Annotated in this window: 17 protein-coding genes; 9 read left to right on the top strand and 8 right to left on the bottom strand. The window is 74.4% G+C overall.

Annotated features, from left to right (window positions below; all coding sequences use genetic code 11):
* The first annotated feature begins 73 nt into the window (after positions 1 to 73).
* The 3 genes from cutA (at position 74) to AB0O53_RS29150 (ending at position 2,552) form a co-directional block, all read left to right on the top strand.
* The gene (cutA, locus tag AB0O53_RS29160) at positions 74 to 442 is read left to right on the top strand and encodes a divalent cation tolerance protein CutA (RefSeq protein ID WP_350997280.1); all 369 of its coding nucleotides are present in this window, start codon (positions 74 to 76) and stop codon (positions 440 to 442) included.
* Positions 439 to 1,077: a class I SAM-dependent methyltransferase gene (locus AB0O53_RS29155; protein WP_350997278.1), complete on the top strand. Its 639-nt coding sequence runs from the start codon at positions 439 to 441 to the stop codon at positions 1,075 to 1,077. The genes cutA and AB0O53_RS29155 overlap by 4 nt, the downstream gene beginning before the upstream one ends.
* 308 nt (positions 1,078 to 1,385) lie before the next feature.
* Positions 1,386 to 2,552, top strand: coding sequence for an alanine--tRNA ligase-related protein (locus AB0O53_RS29150; RefSeq protein ID WP_365199579.1), 1,167 nt, complete (start codon positions 1,386 to 1,388; stop codon positions 2,550 to 2,552).
* A gap of 21 nt (positions 2,553 to 2,573) precedes the next feature.
* Here the strand turns inward: AB0O53_RS29150 and AB0O53_RS29145 are convergent, their stop codons facing one another.
* Positions 2,574 to 3,581 (bottom strand): hypothetical protein, encoded by a 1,008-nt coding sequence (locus tag AB0O53_RS29145; protein ID WP_365199576.1) that lies wholly within the window; start codon positions 3,579 to 3,581, stop codon positions 2,574 to 2,576.
* Positions 3,582 to 3,782: 201 nt separating this feature from the next.
* On the opposite strand from AB0O53_RS29145, the gene AB0O53_RS29140 reads away from it, so the two are divergent.
* A complete protein-coding gene (locus AB0O53_RS29140; protein WP_365199573.1) occupies positions 3,783 to 4,829 on the top strand; it encodes an MBL fold metallo-hydrolase in 1,047 nt (348 codons plus the stop codon).
* On the opposite strand, the gene AB0O53_RS29135 is transcribed toward AB0O53_RS29140, so the two are convergent.
* Positions 4,826 to 5,617, bottom strand: a complete 792-nt coding sequence (locus tag AB0O53_RS29135) for an SDR family NAD(P)-dependent oxidoreductase (RefSeq protein WP_350997266.1) — start codon at positions 5,615 to 5,617, stop codon at positions 4,826 to 4,828. The genes AB0O53_RS29140 and AB0O53_RS29135 overlap by 4 nt on opposite strands.
* 147 nt (positions 5,618 to 5,764) lie before the next feature.
* On the opposite strand from AB0O53_RS29135, the gene AB0O53_RS29130 reads away from it, so the two are divergent.
* On the top strand, positions 5,765 to 6,337 hold the full coding sequence (locus AB0O53_RS29130; protein WP_350997265.1) for a TetR/AcrR family transcriptional regulator: 573 nt from the start codon (positions 5,765 to 5,767) through the stop codon (positions 6,335 to 6,337).
* 37 nt (positions 6,338 to 6,374) lie between these two features.
* On the opposite strand, the gene AB0O53_RS29125 is transcribed toward AB0O53_RS29130, so the two are convergent.
* Positions 6,375 to 6,911, bottom strand: a complete 537-nt coding sequence (locus AB0O53_RS29125) for an NUDIX hydrolase family protein (RefSeq protein WP_350997262.1) — start codon at positions 6,909 to 6,911, stop codon at positions 6,375 to 6,377.
* A gap of 210 nt (positions 6,912 to 7,121) precedes the next feature.
* Here AB0O53_RS29125 and AB0O53_RS29120 point away from each other — a divergent pair, with 210 nt between their 5' ends.
* Together AB0O53_RS29120 and AB0O53_RS29115 are read left to right on the top strand one after the other, a co-directional pair.
* Positions 7,122 to 8,339: a cytochrome P450 family protein gene (locus AB0O53_RS29120; RefSeq protein WP_365199568.1), complete on the top strand. Its 1,218-nt coding sequence runs from the start codon at positions 7,122 to 7,124 to the stop codon at positions 8,337 to 8,339.
* Between the two features lie 103 nt (positions 8,340 to 8,442).
* On the top strand, positions 8,443 to 9,396 hold the full coding sequence (locus AB0O53_RS29115) for an AraC family transcriptional regulator (protein WP_365199565.1): 954 nt from the start codon (positions 8,443 to 8,445) through the stop codon (positions 9,394 to 9,396).
* A 70-nt stretch (positions 9,397 to 9,466) separates the two neighbouring features.
* On the opposite strand, the gene AB0O53_RS29110 is transcribed toward AB0O53_RS29115, so the two are convergent.
* Positions 9,467 to 9,841, bottom strand: a complete 375-nt coding sequence (locus AB0O53_RS29110; protein WP_350997253.1) for an STAS domain-containing protein — start codon at positions 9,839 to 9,841, stop codon at positions 9,467 to 9,469.
* Between the two features lie 194 nt (positions 9,842 to 10,035).
* The gene (locus tag AB0O53_RS29105) at positions 10,036 to 12,954 is read right to left on the bottom strand and encodes a helix-turn-helix transcriptional regulator (protein ID WP_365199563.1); all 2,919 of its coding nucleotides are present in this window, start codon (positions 12,952 to 12,954) and stop codon (positions 10,036 to 10,038) included.
* Between the two features lie 156 nt (positions 12,955 to 13,110).
* On the opposite strand from AB0O53_RS29105, the gene AB0O53_RS29100 reads away from it, so the two are divergent.
* Complete coding sequence (locus AB0O53_RS29100; RefSeq protein ID WP_350997248.1) at positions 13,111 to 13,749, top strand: response regulator transcription factor; 639 nt, start codon at positions 13,111 to 13,113, stop codon at positions 13,747 to 13,749.
* A gap of 145 nt (positions 13,750 to 13,894) precedes the next feature.
* Here AB0O53_RS29100 and AB0O53_RS29095 read toward each other — a convergent pair whose 3' ends face one another.
* Complete coding sequence (locus tag AB0O53_RS29095) at positions 13,895 to 14,719, bottom strand: peptidoglycan recognition protein family protein (RefSeq protein ID WP_365199559.1); 825 nt, start codon at positions 14,717 to 14,719, stop codon at positions 13,895 to 13,897.
* A gap of 234 nt (positions 14,720 to 14,953) precedes the next feature.
* Here AB0O53_RS29095 and AB0O53_RS29090 point away from each other — a divergent pair, with 234 nt between their 5' ends.
* Positions 14,954 to 15,583, top strand: a complete 630-nt coding sequence (locus tag AB0O53_RS29090; RefSeq protein WP_365199557.1) for a GNAT family N-acetyltransferase — start codon at positions 14,954 to 14,956, stop codon at positions 15,581 to 15,583.
* 34 nt (positions 15,584 to 15,617) lie between these two features.
* Here the strand turns inward: AB0O53_RS29090 and AB0O53_RS29085 are convergent, their stop codons facing one another.
* Together AB0O53_RS29085 and AB0O53_RS29080 are read right to left on the bottom strand one after the other, a co-directional pair.
* A complete protein-coding gene (locus AB0O53_RS29085) occupies positions 15,618 to 16,070 on the bottom strand; it encodes a hypothetical protein (protein ID WP_350997241.1) in 453 nt (150 codons plus the stop codon).
* Positions 16,071 to 16,181: 111 nt separating this feature from the next.
* Positions 16,182 to 16,430: a DUF8825 domain-containing protein gene (locus AB0O53_RS29080; RefSeq protein WP_365199553.1), complete on the bottom strand. Its 249-nt coding sequence runs from the start codon at positions 16,428 to 16,430 to the stop codon at positions 16,182 to 16,184.
* Positions 16,431 to 16,754 lie beyond the last annotated feature (324 nt).

The following is a 16,754-nucleotide window of genomic DNA, read 5'->3' as shown; positions in this document are numbered from 1 at the left end:
CGAAGCTGCATGCCGTGCGGTGCACGCGAACTCCCGCCGTAGGGTTGGCGCAACCCGACCCAGGAGGACGCACGTGGCGAACGTGGTGATCGCGCTGACGACCGTGAACGACGAGTCGAAGGCCTACGAGATCGCGCAGGGCGCGGTGGAGGCCAGGCTGGCGGCCGCCGCCGACGTCGAGGCGCGGATGACCCTCTTCCACCGGGACAAGGGCGTGCTCCGCCACGAACGCGGATACCGGGTCTTCTTCACGACCACCGCGGACGCCGTCGCCGGCCTGGAGGCGTGGGTGCACGAGCGGCACCCCCGCGACGTGCCCCAGTGGATCGTGCTCCCGGCGGCAGCGACCTCGGAGCGGTACCTGGCATGGGCGGTCGAGGAGACCTCCGCGGGCCGACAGCGGACCCCGGGTCCCGTGACGCCCCAAGGTGGTACCCCGTGACCGGACTCCCCGCCCATCTGCGTGCGACGTCCGACGCCTACGACGCCGTCGTCGTCCTCTACGCGGACCTCGCCCGCGACTGTCTCGACGGCGTTCCGCTGGACCGCTCGGTCCTCGCCGCGTTCGCCGACCTCGCCCGGACCGGCGGTGCGGGGCCCGTGGCCGAACTGGGCTGCGGCCCCGGATACGTGACGGCGCACCTGCGCGACCTGGGGCTGGACGTCTTCGGTGTCGACCTCTCACCGGCCATGATCGACTTCGCCCGAGGGGCCCACCCCGACCTGCGGTTCGACGTCGGTTCGATGGACGCCCTGGACCTGGCCGACGGCGCGCTCGGCGGCATCGTGTCCTGGTACTCGGTGATCCACACGCCACCGCCGGAACTCCCCTCCTACTTCGCGGAGTTCCGCCGCGTGCTGGCCCCCGGCGGAACCCTCCTGCTCGCCTTCTTCGAGGCCGAGGGCGGGCCGGTGGCGGCCTTCGACCACAAGGTGACGACCGCCTACCGATGGCCGGTCGACGACCTCGCGCGGATGGCCCGCGAGGCCGGGTTCGCCGAGGTCGGACGGATGCTCCGGGAGCCGGGCGCCGAGGAGCGCTTCCGCCGGGGCCACCTCCTGATGCGGGCCGGGTAGCCGTGGCGTGAGGCCGGCCGCGACGGACGGGCGGGGCGCAGGGGCCGGACGGGCGTACCGGCCCGGCGAAATCCACGTGCCCCGGCCGCCTGCCCGCGCTACCGTTGCCCGCATGAACGTCAACGGCTCCAGCACCACCGCGACCGCGCGAGCGACCAGCTCGCCGGTTGCCGCCGCCTGACCTTCCCCTCTCCCCGGCGACCGGAAAACGGTCCGTCGGCCATGCCGTGGCATCCCCGCCCCGGCCGGAGACCCGCCCGGTCCGTTCTCCGGTGCCCCTTCCCGCTGTGATGCGAAGGAGCCACCCCATGAACACCGAACACCTGCTCAGCACGTTCGTCGAGTACTTCGAGGAGCGCGGCCACCGCCGGATCCTCGGCTCGACGCTCCTGCCACCGCCCGGCGACCCCGTGCTGTTCACCACCTCCGGCATGCACCCGCTCACCCCGTACCTGGAGGGCCGCCCCCATCCGCTGGGCAGCCGGCTGGTCAACGTACAGCGCTGCCTGCGCACCACGGACCTGGAGGAGGTCGGCGACGCCACGCACCTGACGGTCTTCGAGATGCTCGGGACCTGGTCCCTGGGCGACTACGACGGACCGCTCAGCCTCGACTGGGGACACGGGCTCCTCACCGAGGGGCTGGGCGTGGATCCCGGCCTGCTGTACGCCACCGTCCACGGCGGCGACGACGAGACCGGCCCGGACACCGACTCCCTCCGGTTGTGGCAGGACAAGGGCGTCCCCGTCGAACTCACCGCCGACGACAACTGGTGGTCCAACGGCCCCGTCGGCCCCTGCGGCCCCGACTCGGAGATCTTCCTGTGGAGCGGCGACGGCCCGCCCCGCTCGACACCCACCCAGGACGACCGCTGGGTCGAGGTGTGGAACCACGTGACGATGACGCACCGCCGCCAAGGCGACGGCTCCCTCGTGCCCCTTCCCCGGCGCAACGTCGACACCGGACTGGGCCTGGAACGGCTGGCCTCACTGCTCCAGGGCAAGCCGTCCGTCTTCGAATGCGACGTCTTCGACCCCTGGCGCCGCCTCGTTCCGGCCCTGTGGCACCTGGACGAGACCTCGCTGCGCATCGTCTGCGACCACCTGCGCTCGGCCGTCGTCGTGCTCGGCGACGGCGTGCGCCCCGCCAACACCGGCCGGGGCTACGTCCTGCGGCGGCTCGTGCGACGGGTCCTCACCCTGCTGTGGCGCGACGACCCCTCGCGCGGCCTCGGTGACCTCCCGGAGGAGCTGGTCCGGCACACCCTGGACCACTTCCGGCAGGACATGCGGCCGGGCGATGTGCTCCGCCACCTGACCGAGGAGGAACAGCGGTTCCGCCGCCTCCTGGAGCGCGGCCGGCAGGTGCTCGCCCGACCCCGGTTCCGCGGCGTGCTGACCGAGGATGACCTCCACTACCTCCACGACACCCACGGCCTGCCGCGCGACCTGGTCACCACCCTGCGCCAGGAGTAGGCGAAGAGCCGACGGGGCGGTTCACCGCGGCACGACGGCGCCGGAATCGGGCGACCGCTGCAGCCCGGACGCGTCGACCGCCTCGAAGTCGGACCCCTTGAAGCCCTTGAGCCCGGCGAGCTGGTCGTTGTCCCAGGCGGCGTTCTCCTCACCGGAGACGAACCAGGCCGAGCCGTTGTCGGCGACGATGGCGCCGTACTTCTTGAGGGCGTCGGCGACCGCCTTGGCCTGCGGGGCCAGTTGTGAGGTGTCGACGGAGCTCTTGAGGCGCAGCCGCAACCCCATCGGCGGCAGGGCGGGGTCCGCCGCGGCGCCCGCCTGGTGCCGCGCGGGCCACACGTAGCTCCGGTCCGAGCGCGGAACCGTGATGCGGATCGCGTGGTCGACCTGCCCCGACGCGGCCTCGTCGTAGCGCACCAGGCCCGGCAGGATGGCGAGTCCGGCCGCGTCGGCCGACGTCCACCCGTCGGGCCGCAGTGCGTTGCTCCGCAGGTCGAAGACCGCGCCGCCGCCGGCGTGCCAGGCGTTGCCCCCCAGCGGTTTCGCGTTCCAGAGCTCGTAGGACTTGCACAGACCGCGGTCCCAGACGATGACGTGCCGGTCGCCGTCGCTCGCCGGACCGTTCTCGATCCGGGCGTTCTGCGGGATCCGGTACCCCGACGGATCGCTTTCCTCGGCGATGTCGAAGGAGACCTTCGACTCCGGCACCGCCGCGTCCGGGACGGTGATGGGAATGCCGATCGGCCGGCCGTCGACGAGCCCCGAACCGAAGTCGGGGTGCAGGGGCGCGGAGGCGCCGATCGACGAGACGTACCGGGCGGAGTCCGGGTGGACGGGGAGCGTGTCCACGGGCGCCCGCCAGAAGCTGTCCGCCGGCGCGGTCTCGCAGTCGGCGGCCGGGGCCGCGGCCGCCGCCCGGCCCGGATCCGGGTACCCGGCCACCAGACAGGCGCCGGCCACGGCCAGGACGGTGGCGACGGCACGGATCCGCCGGGACGGGCGCGGTACTCCTGCGGGCTGCGCTGCCATGGCTTCACCCCATCCGGTACCCCCTCCCAGCGTAGGGAGGTTCCGGCCGGGGCGCCCAGCGGCCCGCGCGGCCCCCGACGGGAACCACGGGAGCTGGTGCGGGGTGCGTCCGGCGGCGGGAAACTGGTGCCGGACGGCCCCCGAGCAGCGGCTCCGGGCCGATCCGCCCCGACCGGCCCGGAGCGGACCGCAGGAGGATCCATGACCGTGCTCGGTGACCTGATCGAGATCGACGACAGGACCGTGCTGGTCCTCGGCCGGGAACTGGACCTCGCGCACGATCGGCCGGACGTCGCCAACGCCCTGGTGCACCGGGCCGGCGACACACTGGTGCTCGTCGACAGCGGCGTCACGACGGCCTTCCGCAGGGCGCTGCGTACGGCGGCCGACCGCGTCGGGCCCTGGTCCCGGGCGCTGGTCCTGACCACCCACGGCCACCTCGACCACGTCGGCAACAACGACCTGGCCGACGAACTGGGGGTGCCCGCCGAGCACTGGGTCCCCGCCCGCGACCTCGATCAGATGCGGGACCCGGAGGCCTACTGGGCGCGGTCCTTCGGGCGCATCGCCTGGGCGGCGCCGCTGCCGGTGCCCGCACTGACGGCCCGGGTGGTGTCGCTCTTCACGCCGATGCGGCCCTTCGCCGCGGCGACCCGGACCTACGAGGAACGGCCGCTGGAGCTGATCCGGATCGGCTCGCACCGGTTCACCGGCTGGACCTTCGCCGAGGGCGCGGTCCGGGTGCTGCGCAGCCAGGGTCACTGCGCCGGGCACGTGATCGTGCACCTGAGGGACTGCGGCGTCCTGCACCTGTCCGACGAGGGCAACGGCGCCCGCGGTGCGATGTACGACGCCGACCAGCTCAAGATCCAGACCGTGCTCGGTGCCGCGGCCGGGCTCTTCGAGGAGGGGGAGGCCGCGGTCCTCACCGACGGGCACACCTTCGCCCTGCGCCGCGGCGCCGAAGCGGTCTCCCATTTGGACGGGCTGCTGGAGCAGGCCGCCGCCCTGCAGGGGGCCGCACTCGCACTCACCGGCGGGGGCGGGCGGATCGTCCCGAGCGAGTTCACCGCCCGCTACGCGCGGGCCCTCGCCGAACTCGGGGTGGGCGGCGCCAACCCCAATCCGATGTTCACGGCCATGATGGCGCTCAACGAGCTCGACGAACTGGGCCTGCGCCCGCAACCGGCCGCCGACCCCGACGCCCCCTGGTCCCGTCGGCGGGGGAGCGCCGCCGGACCCTCCTAGCGGCGGGAGCGCTGGGCGTCGACGATCTGCCGTACGGAGCCGTCGACGTCCGCGCGGGCCTGGATCCGCTCGGCGAAGCCGGGGAACTGGCCGGCCACGGCGCTGAGCAGCCGCAGCTCCAGCGGGGCGACGTTGACCTCGCACAGGTCGCGGCGGACCGCCCGGACGACGCCGTCGGCGACCTGGCCGGGCGTGACGGTCCTGATGCCGTTCGGGGTGGAGGCGCCGGTGGCCGCGAACATTCCGGCGTCGCGGACGAAGCCGGGCTGGACCAGGGACACCCCCACGCCCGTGCCCCTCAGTTCCTGGCGCAGGGCGAGGGCGAACCCGCGCAGCCCGAACTTCGTCGCGTTGTACAGGGAGGTCGACTTGGTGGCCGCCTTGCCGGAGATGGATCCGACCAGCACCAGGTGCCCGCGGCCGCGGGCCACCATGTGCTCCGCGAGCAGCCGGGACAACAGCAGGGGCGCCCGCAGGTTGACGTCGAGGGCGCGGTCGAGCTGGTCCTCCGTGTAGTCCAGCAGGTCGCCGCTGGCGGGCAGCGCGGCGTTCGCGACGAGGACGTCCGTGTCGGCGCAGGTCTCGGCGAGGCGCACGACATCGGACCGGACGGCCAGATCGGCGACGACGGCCCGCGCCCCGCAGGCGTCCGCCGCGGCCTTGAGGGCCGCCTCCTGACGGCCGGTGACGGTCAGGCGGGCCCCGTGCGCGGTCAGCCGCGCGGCCAGGGCGGAGCCGATGCCTCCGGTGGCCCCGGTGAGCAGAACGTTCGATCCGGACATCTCCACGACGACTCCCGTGCGGCGTTGCGGTGTTGGGCTTCTGTTCGTTCGAACGAACAGTATGGACAGCGTCGCTGCTTGTCCACACCGGGCCCGCCCGGATCCGCGGCCCCGCGGGGACGGCCCCGCAGGTCGATGGGGCAGAATGCGGACATGCCCCACGCTTCCGCCACCCGCCAGAGCATCATCGACGCCGTACTGCGGATCATCGGGCAGGACGGCATCGCCGCCGTCACCAACCGGCGGATCGCCAAAGAGGCCGAGGTCTCCCTCGGCTCCGTCACCTATCACTTCGCCACCCAGCACGAGCTGCTGCGCGAGAGCCTGCTGCACTTCGTCGCGGAGGAGACCCGGCACTTCACGGCACTGGCCGACGCATGCTCCGACGAGCAGTTCGACATCGGCCAGGCCGCCGAGGTGGTGGCGCAGGTGGCGGGCGGCAACGCCTTCGACAGCCGCCACATAGCGCCCTTCGAGCTCTACGTCCAGGCCGGCCGCGACGAACGGCTACGGGCCGCCGCGGCCGACTGCTTCGCCGCCTACGACCTGCTGGCGGCCCGGATCCTGACCCAACTGGGCGTCCCGGATCCGCAGCGGCTGGCCGGCGTGGCCGTCGCCCTCGTCTTCGGGCAGCAGCTGCGCCGCCTGGCCACCGGCGCACCCGCCGAGGACCTCGTGGACACCCTGCTGATCCTCACGAGGTTCGCCCCGGCCCAGACCTCGTAGGGAGGAAGGGCCGGGTGACCGCCCGGGGGCGGCCGCCTCAGTAGGCGCGCCCCACGTGCGCCAGCGCCTGCTTCAGCAGCACCGCGTGGCCGCCCGGCATCTCGCCCTGCACGGCGGGCGAGGCCGCTTCCTGCGGGCTGAACCACACCAGGTCCAGGGCGTCCTGACGGGGACGGCAGTCACCCGTCACCGGTACGACGTAGGCGAGGGACACCGCGTGCTGGCGGGGGTCGTGGAACGGCGTGATCCCGGCCGTGGGGAAGTACTCGGCCACCGTGAAGGGCTGGAGGGAGGACGGCACCAGGGGCAGGGCGACCGGGCCCAGGTCCTTCTCCAAGTGCCGCAGCAGTGCGTCACGGATCCGCTCGTGGTGCATGACGCGGCCGGACACCAGCGTCCGGCTGATCGTTCCGTCCGCACCGATCCGCAGGAGCAGTCCGATGCTGGTGACTTCGCCGGTGTCGTCGACGCGCACGGGAACGGCCTCGACGTACAGGATCGGCATCTGGGCCCTGGCCGCGTCCAGCTCGTCACTGGTCAGCCAGCCTGGCGTAGTTTCGGTCATGTCAGCCATTTCTTGATCATACTTTCCGCAGTGGGCCTTGGCCCAGATCACGTGTCCATCGGTAATCGACAGGCCATCAGGTTGCCATTGACGAGGAGGGTTGACGGGCCGTCCTGACGGAGTACGGCTCGTCCGCCATGACCGAAAAGCAGCATTCGTGGAGACTCGGACGCATATCCTCACTTCCCATGGCAGTGGCGTCGTACTCCTGGAGGCACGATGAGTGAGCGGCCGGTCCCTCTTCCCTACGCCGACCCGGCGTTCCTCGCGGACCCCTTCCCGCTGTACCGGGAACTGCGCGAGGAAGGCCCCGTACGCCGCGTGGTGGCCGCGGGCGGCCTCGACGCCTGGCTCGTCACCCGCTACGAGGACGGCCTCGCGGCCCTGTCCGACCCCCGCCTCAGCAGCGACGTGCGCGATGCCGCGGACCCCCGGCTCCTGGCCCAGCTGCCCGGAACGGAGCGCGAGTCGATGCTGAGCAACATGCTCCGCAGCGACCCGCCCGACCACACCCGCCTGCGCCGCCTGGTCTCCAAGGCGTTCACCGCCCGCAGGGTCGCGGAGATGCGGCCCCGGATCCAGGCCGTCACCGACCGGCTCCTGGACGTGATCGCACCGGCCGGCCGCGCCGACCTCGTCGCGGACCTCGCGCTGCCGCTGCCCGTCACCGTCATCGGCGAACTGCTCGGCGTACCGGCCGACGACCGGCTCGACTTCCAGCGCTGGACCGACCGCATGATCATGCGCGGCGCGGAGCCGCCGGACCCCGCCGTGGTGAACGAGGCGTGGCAGCACATGCGCGCCTACGTGACCGGCCTCATCCGCGACAAACGGGCACACCCCGGGGACGACCTGCTCAGCGGCCTGATCACCGCCAGGGACGAGGAACAGCGGCTGAGCGAGGACGAGCTCATCGCCATGGTCTTCCTGCTGCTCGCCGCCGGCTACATCACCACGGTCAACCTGATCGGCGGCGGCATCGCCATGCTCCTCGCCCGGCCCGACCAGCTCGACCTCCTGCGCTCCGAACCGGAACTCCTGGGAAGCGCCGTCGAGGAGTTCCTCCGCTACGACGGCCCGGTCAACCCCGGCATCGCCCGCTTCGCCCGCGAGGACGTCGAGATCGCGGGCACCGCCATCCCGCGCGGCGCGACCGTCCTGATCGCGTCGGCCATCGCCGACCGCGACCCGGCACGGTTCCCGGACCCCGACCGCCTCGACATCACCCGGCAGGACAACGCCCACCTCGCGTTCGGCCACGGCGTCCACTACTGCCTGGGCGCGCCGCTGGCCCGGCTGGAGGGGCAGATCGCGATCGGTACCGTCCTGCGCCGACTGCCGGGGCTCGCCCTGGCCGTGGCACCGGACGAGATCCGCTGGCGCCCGGGCGGACTGCGCGGACCCCTGAGCCTCCCGGTGACCTTCGGGACGGGCTGACCGGCCGAGTCCACCCGGACGGCCGGACGGCGGGGCGGCGGCATACTGGAGGCGCCCGCGGCCGGCGGCCGTGCCGGGGCGCCGTGCGGCGATGGAGGGCCCGATGACGAACCTCTTCTTCGAGAGCGGGAACCTGGAGGCCACCGAGGCGTTCCTGTCCGCCGCCTACACCCCCATGCAGATCGGCGGGCGCCCCGCGGACACCCGGGCGCGGATCTCCCGAACCGCGGCCGGCGGGCTGAGCGTCGACCGGCTGTCCTTCGGCTACACGATGGGCTACGACGCGGACTGCCTGGGCAAGGTGTGCCTGGTGACGATGCACAGCGGAACCATCGTGGACACCACCGGAGGCCGCGAGGAGGTCTTCGGCCCCGGCGAGACCTTCCTGATCGCCCCGCCCGACCGGCCGTACGAGGGGCAGGTGCGCGAAGCCCGGTACACGATCACGATGTTCGACCCCCGCCTGCTGGGCCGGGTCGCCTCCGTCCCCGCCGGCCGGGACGTCCGGATCACCGGCCCGCGGGCCGTCGGCCCGGCCGAGAACCGGCGGCTCGGCGCGGCCGTCGCCTACCTCCGCGACCACGTCCTCGCCGACGGCGGGGGATCGGCGGCCCCCGACGGGCTGCTGGTCTCGACCGCCGCCCAGCACCTGGCGGCGACGGTGCTGAGCACCCTGCCGAACACCGCCCGCGAGGACGCGCCCGCCCCGCGCGACACGCGCGACGCGCACAGCGACACCCTGCGCCGCGCCGTCGCGTTCATCGAGGCCAACGCCCACCGCGACATCACCCTCGCCGACATCGCCGCCTCGATCCCGGTCACGCCGCGCGCGGTGCAGTACGCCTTCACGCGCCATGCCGGCACGACGCCGCTCGGCCACCTCCGCCGGGTCAGGCTGGCCCGTGCCCACGCGGAGTTGCTGTCCGCCGATCCGTCGGGCGCCGCCACCGTCGCGGGCGTCGCCGGACGCTGGGGCTTCGCCCACCAGGGCCGCTTCGCCGCCGCCTACCGGCAGGAGTACGGTGTGGCGCCCTCGGTCACGCTCAGATCCGGCTGAGCGACGGCAACGGCGACGCAGGTACGACGACGGCAACCACCGGGGCGTCAGAGGCCGCGGTGGCCGACGGTCACCGTCCGGTGCCGGGAGGCCCGTCGGGCGCACCGGAGACGGCGAGGTCGAACACCCGGTCGGCGCCCGTGATGCACAGCAGGCGGTGGACCTGCGGGCCGGGATCGGCGAGCGTCAGCGTCCGCCCGTGCGACGCGCACAGCGCCCGCGCGTGCAGCAGGGCGTTGAGCCCGGCGGAGTCGCAGAAGTCGAGGCGCGCGAGGTCGACGACCACCCGTGCCGGAGCGGCGGGAGCGGTACAGGCCTCCCGGAGCGCCGTGCGCAAGGGTTCGACGTGGTCGAGGTCCATGTCGCCGGTGAGGGTGATGACGCTGCGGTCGGCCCGGGTGGCGAGCGTGACGCTGTGCGGACCGCGGGCGGCCAGGGGGCTCATCTCGTTCCTGCCTTCGGGGGCCCGGGCGGACCTCGGCACGGGCCACCCGCCCCGACGCTATCCGGGCCGACGGGCGCGTACAGCCCCGTGGACGAAGGGCGCCGGGTGTTCGTTCGGCGGACAGGCGGCCGGGCCGTGACGCCGGCGCTTCGCCTCGCCTCGCGTCGCTTCGCCTCGCGTCGCGTCGCGTCGCGTCAGGGCGTGCCGGGGCGGCCCGGTTCCCGGCGCGACGGGGCGGTGGTCATGGCGGTCATGGCGGTCATGGTCAACGCACCGGCCAGATCGGCGCGACGCTGTATGCCGAGCTTGCGGTAGGTGCTGGTCAGATGGGTCTCCACGGTGCGTCTGGCCAGGTGCAGGAGGTCGGAGATCTCGGCGTTGGTCCGGCCGTCCGCGGCCAGCGCGGCGACACGGCGTTCGCTTCCGGTCAGGGCGGCCTCACCGGTGAGCGGGGCGGATCCGGTGCGGGCGCCGCCGACGCGCAGTACGTCCTGGGTCAGCGTCAGCAGGCCCGCGGCGCCCAGGCGTTCCGCGATCACGGAGGCCTCGCGGAGCAGGGGCCGTGCCCGGCGCGGATGGCCCGCGGCGGTCAGCAGCCGGCCGTACGAGACCAGGGCGGGCGCCAGCTCCAGCCCCAGTTCCGGTTCCGGGACCGCCCCGGGGGCGGGCGGGGCGCCGCGCAGCAGTTCGACGGCCTGCTCGGCGAGCGCCAGGCCTCGACGCCCGCCGGTGACCTCGCCGAGTACGCGCAGGGCGCGGCCCACCACCCGCGGGGTTCCCCACGCCGTGGCGAGCCGGTACTCCTCGTCGGCGAGTGCGAGGGCTTCCCGGGGGCGGCCCAGCGCCCACTGGACCTCGGCGGCCGCCGACCGCCAGGGCGTGACCGCGGGGCCGGCCGGCTCCCCGCCGAGCCGGCTGCGACCGCACGCCAGGAAGTCCGCGAGGGCGCCGTGCCGGTCCCCGGAGGCGGCGCGCAGGACTCCACGCGCGTAGCGGAAGCGGCCGGCCTCCCCGTCGTCCTCCACGCTGCCGGCGGTGACGGTGACGCCGTCGGCGAGGCGACGGGCTTCGGCGAGCCGGTCCGTCCGGACGAGGGCGAGGACGGCCCGGGCGGCGAGACTGCCGGCGGCCGCGGGACCCGCACCGTCCACCGGCAGGCCGTTCTCCTCGGCGTACGTCAGCACGCGGGCGAAGTCCCCGCGGGCCGCGGCCGTGTCGATCCGGACGTGGAGCAGCAGGTCGTGGGCGGGATGCAGCGGGGAGACCCGGTGCCCGGCGAGACCGGCCGCGGCGAGCTGGTCGGCCCAGTCCAGTGCGTCGGCCCACTGGGCCACGCAGGCCGCCGCGCCCAGCAGGTACGGCGCCGCCAGCGGATCCTCGGGGGCCGTGGTGAGTCCGCGCAGCCGGCGCAGGGCCTCCTCGGCCGTGACCAGGCCGGCGGCCGCCTCGTACCGCAGGCGCAGGACCTGCAGGGCGGGACCCGACGGGCCGGTGGCGCCGGCGGTGCCGCGCGTGCCGGCGGAGGTTTCGCCGTCGCCGCCCCGCGCGGTGCCCAACTCTGCGTGGACGGCGCGGCCCAGGGCCGGGTCCCGCTCCGCGAAGAGGGCGGACGCCGCCAGTACCGTCCGGGCCAGGACGGGATCCTCCCGCACGCCGTCGAGACCGCGCAGCAGGTCGAGCGCCGCCCGGCTCTCGCCGCGGCGGGTCAGCGCGGTGCCGAGGGCGATCGCGGTCAGCACCCGGTCGCGGGGGCGCTCCCGCAGGCGCAACGCCTCGGTCAGCCGGGGGATTCCGCCGGAGGGCTCGGTCGCGGCCTCCAGCGTGGCGAGTGCGACGAGGGCCTCGGCCCGCGGTCCGGGGGCCAGCGGTTCGTCCAGCGCGCCCCGCAGGTAGTCGGCGGCGTCGCCGGTCCGGCCCGCCCTGGTCGCCTCGGCGGCGGCGTCCAGGAGGGTGGCCGCCGAGCGCGGCATGCCGACCGGGCCGGTTCGCAGGAGGTGCCCGGCCACCTCCTCGGCGCTGTCGCCCCGGCGGTAGCGGAAGTCTGCCGCGGCACGGTGCACGGCCTCGCGCCGCTCGTGGGACCAGCCGTCGAGGACGGCGTCCCGCAGGAGGGGATGGGCGAACCGGAGGTCGCCCTGCACGGGGTCCGGACGCAGCAGGCCGAGCCGGGTCATGGCTGTCGACCAGCCGAGGACCCGGGCCGGCCCGGAGCCCGTGACCGCGGCGAGCAGGCATTCCCGCCCGGGCACGTCGCGTTCGTCCGCCCGCCCGGCGCACCCCTTCACCTCGGCCAGGGTGCGGGCGACGGTGGCGGTCTCGTGGCCCGCGCTGTCGAGCCACCAGGTGACCGCGGCCACGAACGCCCCCGGATACAGGTCGGCGCAGGTGTCCGGGAGAGCGCTCCCAGAACGGCCGCCGTCGGGGGCCACGACCCGCAGGTCGTCCAACAGGGCCCGCAGCAGGAGGGGATGGCCGGCGGACGCGGCGACGCACTCCTGCGTCCAGGCCGGGTCCGTGTCGGGTCCGAAAGCCTCGTGGGCCATCGCCTCGGCGGCCGACCGGCCCAGCGGGCCGCAGGTGTGGGCGCGTACGAGGGAGGGTGCCAGGCCGTGGCTGAATCCGGGCCTCGGCGGGCTGACGTCGTACTGGACGCGCTCGGTCACGACCATCAGCACGGGCAGCGCGGCGAGGCGCCGGGCCGCGTCGAGGAGCCAGCGCCGCGACGCGTGGTCGGCGAGGTGGACGTCGTCGACGGCGAGGAGGAGCGGGGCCTCGGCGGCCCGCGAGCACAGCAGCCGCCAGAGCCGGTCGGCGTGACGCCGGTGGCCCGGATCCATCGCCGGGTCGTCGTCGTCCTGCCCGCACCCCGCGGCGGGGCAGAGCATCTTGCGCAGGGGAGCGAGGGGTTCGCCGGATTCCTCGGGGGAGCAGGAGACGGTCAGCACCTGCATGCCGTGGTCGGCGCCGTGACATATGGAGGCTCGCAGGAGCGCGCTGCGGCCCGTCCCCGTGGGCCCGCGGAACAGCAGCAGCCGCCCGGAGCCCGCCCGGGCGCGGCGCGCCTCGCAGGACAACAGGGCGAGTGCGTCTGCACGTTCGTAAAGGGACGCCATCACACGCTCCTGGCGATCTGGTGGTCGATCCGGCGATCGATCTCGTGGTTGATCTCGTGGTGAGCCACGATTGTCGGCGGACCGACCGCAACAGCACGATTCTCGAAGCACGTTCGGCGTGTTGCACGCGCTCCGCTCACTTAAGGATGTTCGGTCATGGCTCTGAGTGCCCGCGCCAGGATCCCCGTCGAGGTCCACGCATCGGACCCGCTCTCCCACGCCGGAGCGAACGGCCAGTTGCGCCGGCAGCCCGAGGTCGAGCTCGTCGAGGAGATGGCCGGACGCCCCGGGACGGTCGCCGTCCTGCTCGTCGACGCGCTGGACGAGACGACGCTGTCGCGCCTGCGGCGGCTCACGCGCACCGAGGGGACCCGGGTGGTCCTCGTCGCGAGGGCCCTGCGGGAGGCGGAACTGCTCCAGGTCGTCGAATGCGGGGTCCGTGCCATCGTCTGGCGGCGCGAGGCGACGGAGGACCGGCTCCTCCAGGCGGTCCGCGCGGCCGCCCGGGGCGACGGCGACCTGCCCTCGGACCTGATAGCCCGGCTGATCACCCAGGTCGGCAGCATGCAGCGGAGCGCCGAGGGGCTGCCGGGCGCCCCGGCCGCAGGCCTCGTGCAGCGCGAGGTCGACGTGCTGCGACTGATCGCAGACGGGCTGAGCACCGACGAGATCGCCGGCAAGCTGGCCTACTCGGAGCGCACCGTGAAGAACGTGATGCACGGTCTCACCACCCGCCTGCACCTGCGCAACCGCGCCCATGCCGTGGCGTACGCCCTGCGCGAGGGGTACATCTGACGGCACGGGCGCGGGCACGGGCACGGGCGCGGTTGCGGGCGGCGCGGCGGGCGCGACTGCAGCCGGCGCGGGCACGGGCGCGGTTGCGGGCGGCGCGACTGCGGCCGGCGCGGGCGCGGAGGCGGACGTCGTGCGCGGCGCTCCGTCAGCGCAGCAGGCCTGCGGGCAGGTACTCCCCGAGCGTGGCGGCCGGCCGCCCGGTGGCCTGGCGCACCAGGTCCCACACCGGATCCTCCTCCGACTCCGACAGGGGCGTGCCGAGGCGGGCCGCGACGTCCTTGCGGAGGGTCGGCAGCAGGGCGTACAGGCGGTCGCCGGGGCAGGACGTGGCGTTGAAGTCGCGGTGGCCGTAGATCTCCGACGCGGGCAGGCCGTACTGGCTGCAGATGTGGGCGCACAGGTCGGCCAGCGCCGCGAACTGCGCCGCGGGCGGCGTCGCCGAGGTGTAGGTGCCCTCGTTCTCGATGCCGATCGAGACGGTGTTCTGCCCGACGCAGTGCGCCGCGCGTACCTGGCGCCTGCCGGTGTTCAGCTCCGCGAGGCTGTTGTGGCGGCCCTCCAGGACGAAGGCGCCGCGGCTGACGGTGAAGTGCTGCCCGGTGTCGATCCAGCCCTGCGCGTCCATGTGGTAGGTCTGGATGGCCTTGGCCAGCGCGTACGCACGCTGCTTGGAGTAGTCCGTGACGTTCGCCGTCGCCGTGTGGTGGACGACGATCCGCTCGGGCCGGTTGGCGAGGACGACGACGGGCTCGGACGCGGCCCGCGCGCCCCAGGTGGAGCAGCCGATGATGTTCGGCACGGCCGCCGAGTACGCGCGCCCGGCCGCGGCGACGGGCAGCGCCGCCGCCGTGGCCAGGGCGAACGCGCCCGTGAGAACCGACCGGCGGGAGTACCAGGCCGAGGCGGTCGCCGGTGCCGGAGCTGATGCCGCTGCCGGAGCCGATGCCCGGTGCGGTGCGGGGAGGGTCATACGGTGCCCGTTTCCGTAGGAGGCTGCCCATTCAAGGGAGCCCCGCCGTACGCACCGCGCCGACACACCGAACGGCCGCCGGACTCTCCCCGACCGGCCGCCGCGGGGCGGTCGGACGGCCGTGGACCGCGGCACGGGAGGCACGGGCGCCGGGCACGCGGAGCGGGTGGCCCGCACGGCGTGTCCACCGCCCTACGGCCGCTGCGGCCGGGCCCGGCTGCCTACCGTGCTCCCATGAGCAGACGCCCAGCAGAGCCGCCCGCCGGGTACGGCATCCGGCCCGCCCGGCCCAGCGAGTCCGCAGCGATCGCCGCGCTCCTGGCCCGTGCCTTCGCCGACGACCCGGTCATGGCGTGGATGGTCCCCGCCGTCGACCGGGAACGCCGGATCGCCCGCTACTTCCGGCTGGCCCAGCGCCAGCAGCGGCCGCGCCCGGGCGGCGTCCGGGTCGCCGTGACGCGGGACGGCCGACTGCTGGGCGCGGCTCTCTGGTCGGGGCCCGGGTGCTGGAAGACCTCCGCGGTGCGGGAACTGGCGGCGCTGCCCGGGTACGCGCGCGTCTTCGGCCTCCGGGGGATGCCGCGGGCCGGCGAGGTCCAGAACACCCTGCACGAGGCCCACCCGGACGCGCCGCACTGGTACCTGCCGACGGTGGGCACGGACCGGGGACTCCAGGGGATGGGGGTCGGCTCCGCACTGCTGCGCCAGCAGCTGGCCGAGTGCGACCGGCTGGGACAACCCGCCTACCTGGAGTCCAGCAACATCACCAACATCCCCTTCTACGAAGGGCTGGGCTTCCGGGTCACCGGTGAGCTCCGCCTCCCGGGCGGCGGGCCCACCCTGTGGCCGATGTGGCGCGGCTGACCCCTGCCGCCCTCGGGCGCGGACAGGTCGCCGCTCAGGTCTGGCACTGCCTCGTCGCCGCCGGGGACCAGCCGCTCCAGCCGGCGCCGCCGGCCTTCGCGCGCACGCGGATCTCGACCTTCACGGGGCCGCACACCCGGGTGCTGCTCCCCACCTCGAGAGGGCCGACGGACTCGCCGGCGCGTACGTGGGTGCGCCCGCTGCCCAGCTTCTCCCAGTGGCCGCCGTCCACAACGCGGAAGGACGCCTCGTAGGCGACGTCGAGCCCCCGGGGCCCGGTGTTGCGTGCCTTGATGTACGCCGTGATCTCGCGCGTGGGGAACCTGCCGGCGGATCCGCGCTCGGCGCTGATGCACCCGTTGACCGCCACCCGGCCGGTGGACGTCCCGCCGCCGCAGGCGATGGCGGCGGCGTCGGCCGTGGCCGGCACGGCCAGTACGGTCATCGCCGCCGCGGCCAGGATCGTTCCGATGCGCCTCAGGTACAACGCTCCACACCCTTCGTCCGAGTTCCCCGTCTCCGCACCGACCATGGCGCGTGGCGGGGGGTGGGCGGCAAGGTCTCGCGGGATCTTTCGCCCGAACGGGTGCGGAAGCCGTCAGGCCGCCTCCCGGCCCGCCCGGCTCCGGCTGCGGGCGGCGCGCCGCAGTTCGACGGCGCCGGCGCGCCGGCCCTCGGGGGCGCTCCAGTGGGGATGCGCGCACAGGCGACAGGACAGCGCGATCAGCCGACGCCGCAACACGGTGGTCCCTCCCTCGGCGGGCACCTGCGCGAGCTCGTCGTACGTCCGCAGCCACGCCTCTTGAAGGGCGACCAGGTCATCGGGGAACCGGAATGAAGGCCTCACCCATCCATTCCAACACATGTTCGAATAATGGCGCGACCATCGGCGGATGTGAGGCCGTGTCGGAGGTGGGGTCCAGGGTGCGGAGGTGGAGTTCCAGGCGGGGCGCGGGGAGTGGTTCTGCGCGTGGGAGTGGGCGCGGCTGCTCGGCGATCGACGGCAGTACGAGCAGGCGCTGGAGGTCCTCTCGCCGTACATCGAAACGGGCTGGTGGCCGGCGGCCCAGGCCCGGGCCGAGCTGCTGGAGGGCTGGGGCCGGGCCGAGGAGGCGATCGCGCTGTGCCGCCCGTACGCGGAAGCGGGGGGACCGGACGGTTCTGGAGTTCT

The sequence above is a fragment of the Streptomyces erythrochromogenes genome, assembly GCF_040684695.1.
GTDB classification, from domain to species: Bacteria; Actinomycetota; Actinomycetes; order Streptomycetales; family Streptomycetaceae; genus Streptomyces; species Streptomyces erythrochromogenes_C.
This window is presented reverse-complemented; position numbering and strand designations above follow the sequence as displayed.

Bases quoted from the DNA above. Each gene is read 5' to 3' on its own strand.
- AB0O53_RS29150 (WP_365199579.1), top strand. From the start codon at position 1,386: ATGAACACCGAACACCTGCTCAGCACGTTCGTCGAGTACTTCGAGGAG.
- AB0O53_RS29145 (WP_365199576.1), bottom strand. From the start codon at position 3,581: ATGGCAGCGCAGCCCGCAGGAGTACCGCGCCCGTCCCGGCGGATCCGT.
- AB0O53_RS29140 (WP_365199573.1), top strand. From the start codon at position 3,783: ATGACCGTGCTCGGTGACCTGATCGAGATCGACGACAGGACCGTGCTG.
- AB0O53_RS29130 (WP_350997265.1), top strand. From the start codon at position 5,765: ATGCCCCACGCTTCCGCCACCCGCCAGAGCATCATCGACGCCGTACTG.
- AB0O53_RS29125 (WP_350997262.1), bottom strand. From the start codon at position 6,911: ATGGCTGACATGACCGAAACTACGCCAGGCTGGCTGACCAGTGACGAG.
- AB0O53_RS29120 (WP_365199568.1), top strand. From the start codon at position 7,122: ATGAGTGAGCGGCCGGTCCCTCTTCCCTACGCCGACCCGGCGTTCCTC.
- AB0O53_RS29115 (WP_365199565.1), top strand. From the start codon at position 8,443: ATGACGAACCTCTTCTTCGAGAGCGGGAACCTGGAGGCCACCGAGGCG.
- AB0O53_RS29110 (WP_350997253.1), bottom strand. From the start codon at position 9,841: ATGAGCCCCCTGGCCGCCCGCGGTCCGCACAGCGTCACGCTCGCCACC.
- AB0O53_RS29105 (WP_365199563.1), bottom strand. From the start codon at position 12,954: ATGGCGTCCCTTTACGAACGTGCAGACGCACTCGCCCTGTTGTCCTGC.
- AB0O53_RS29100 (WP_350997248.1), top strand. From the start codon at position 13,111: ATGGCTCTGAGTGCCCGCGCCAGGATCCCCGTCGAGGTCCACGCATCG.
- AB0O53_RS29095 (WP_365199559.1), bottom strand. From the start codon at position 14,719: ATGACCCTCCCCGCACCGCACCGGGCATCGGCTCCGGCAGCGGCATCA.
- AB0O53_RS29090 (WP_365199557.1), top strand. From the start codon at position 14,954: ATGAGCAGACGCCCAGCAGAGCCGCCCGCCGGGTACGGCATCCGGCCC.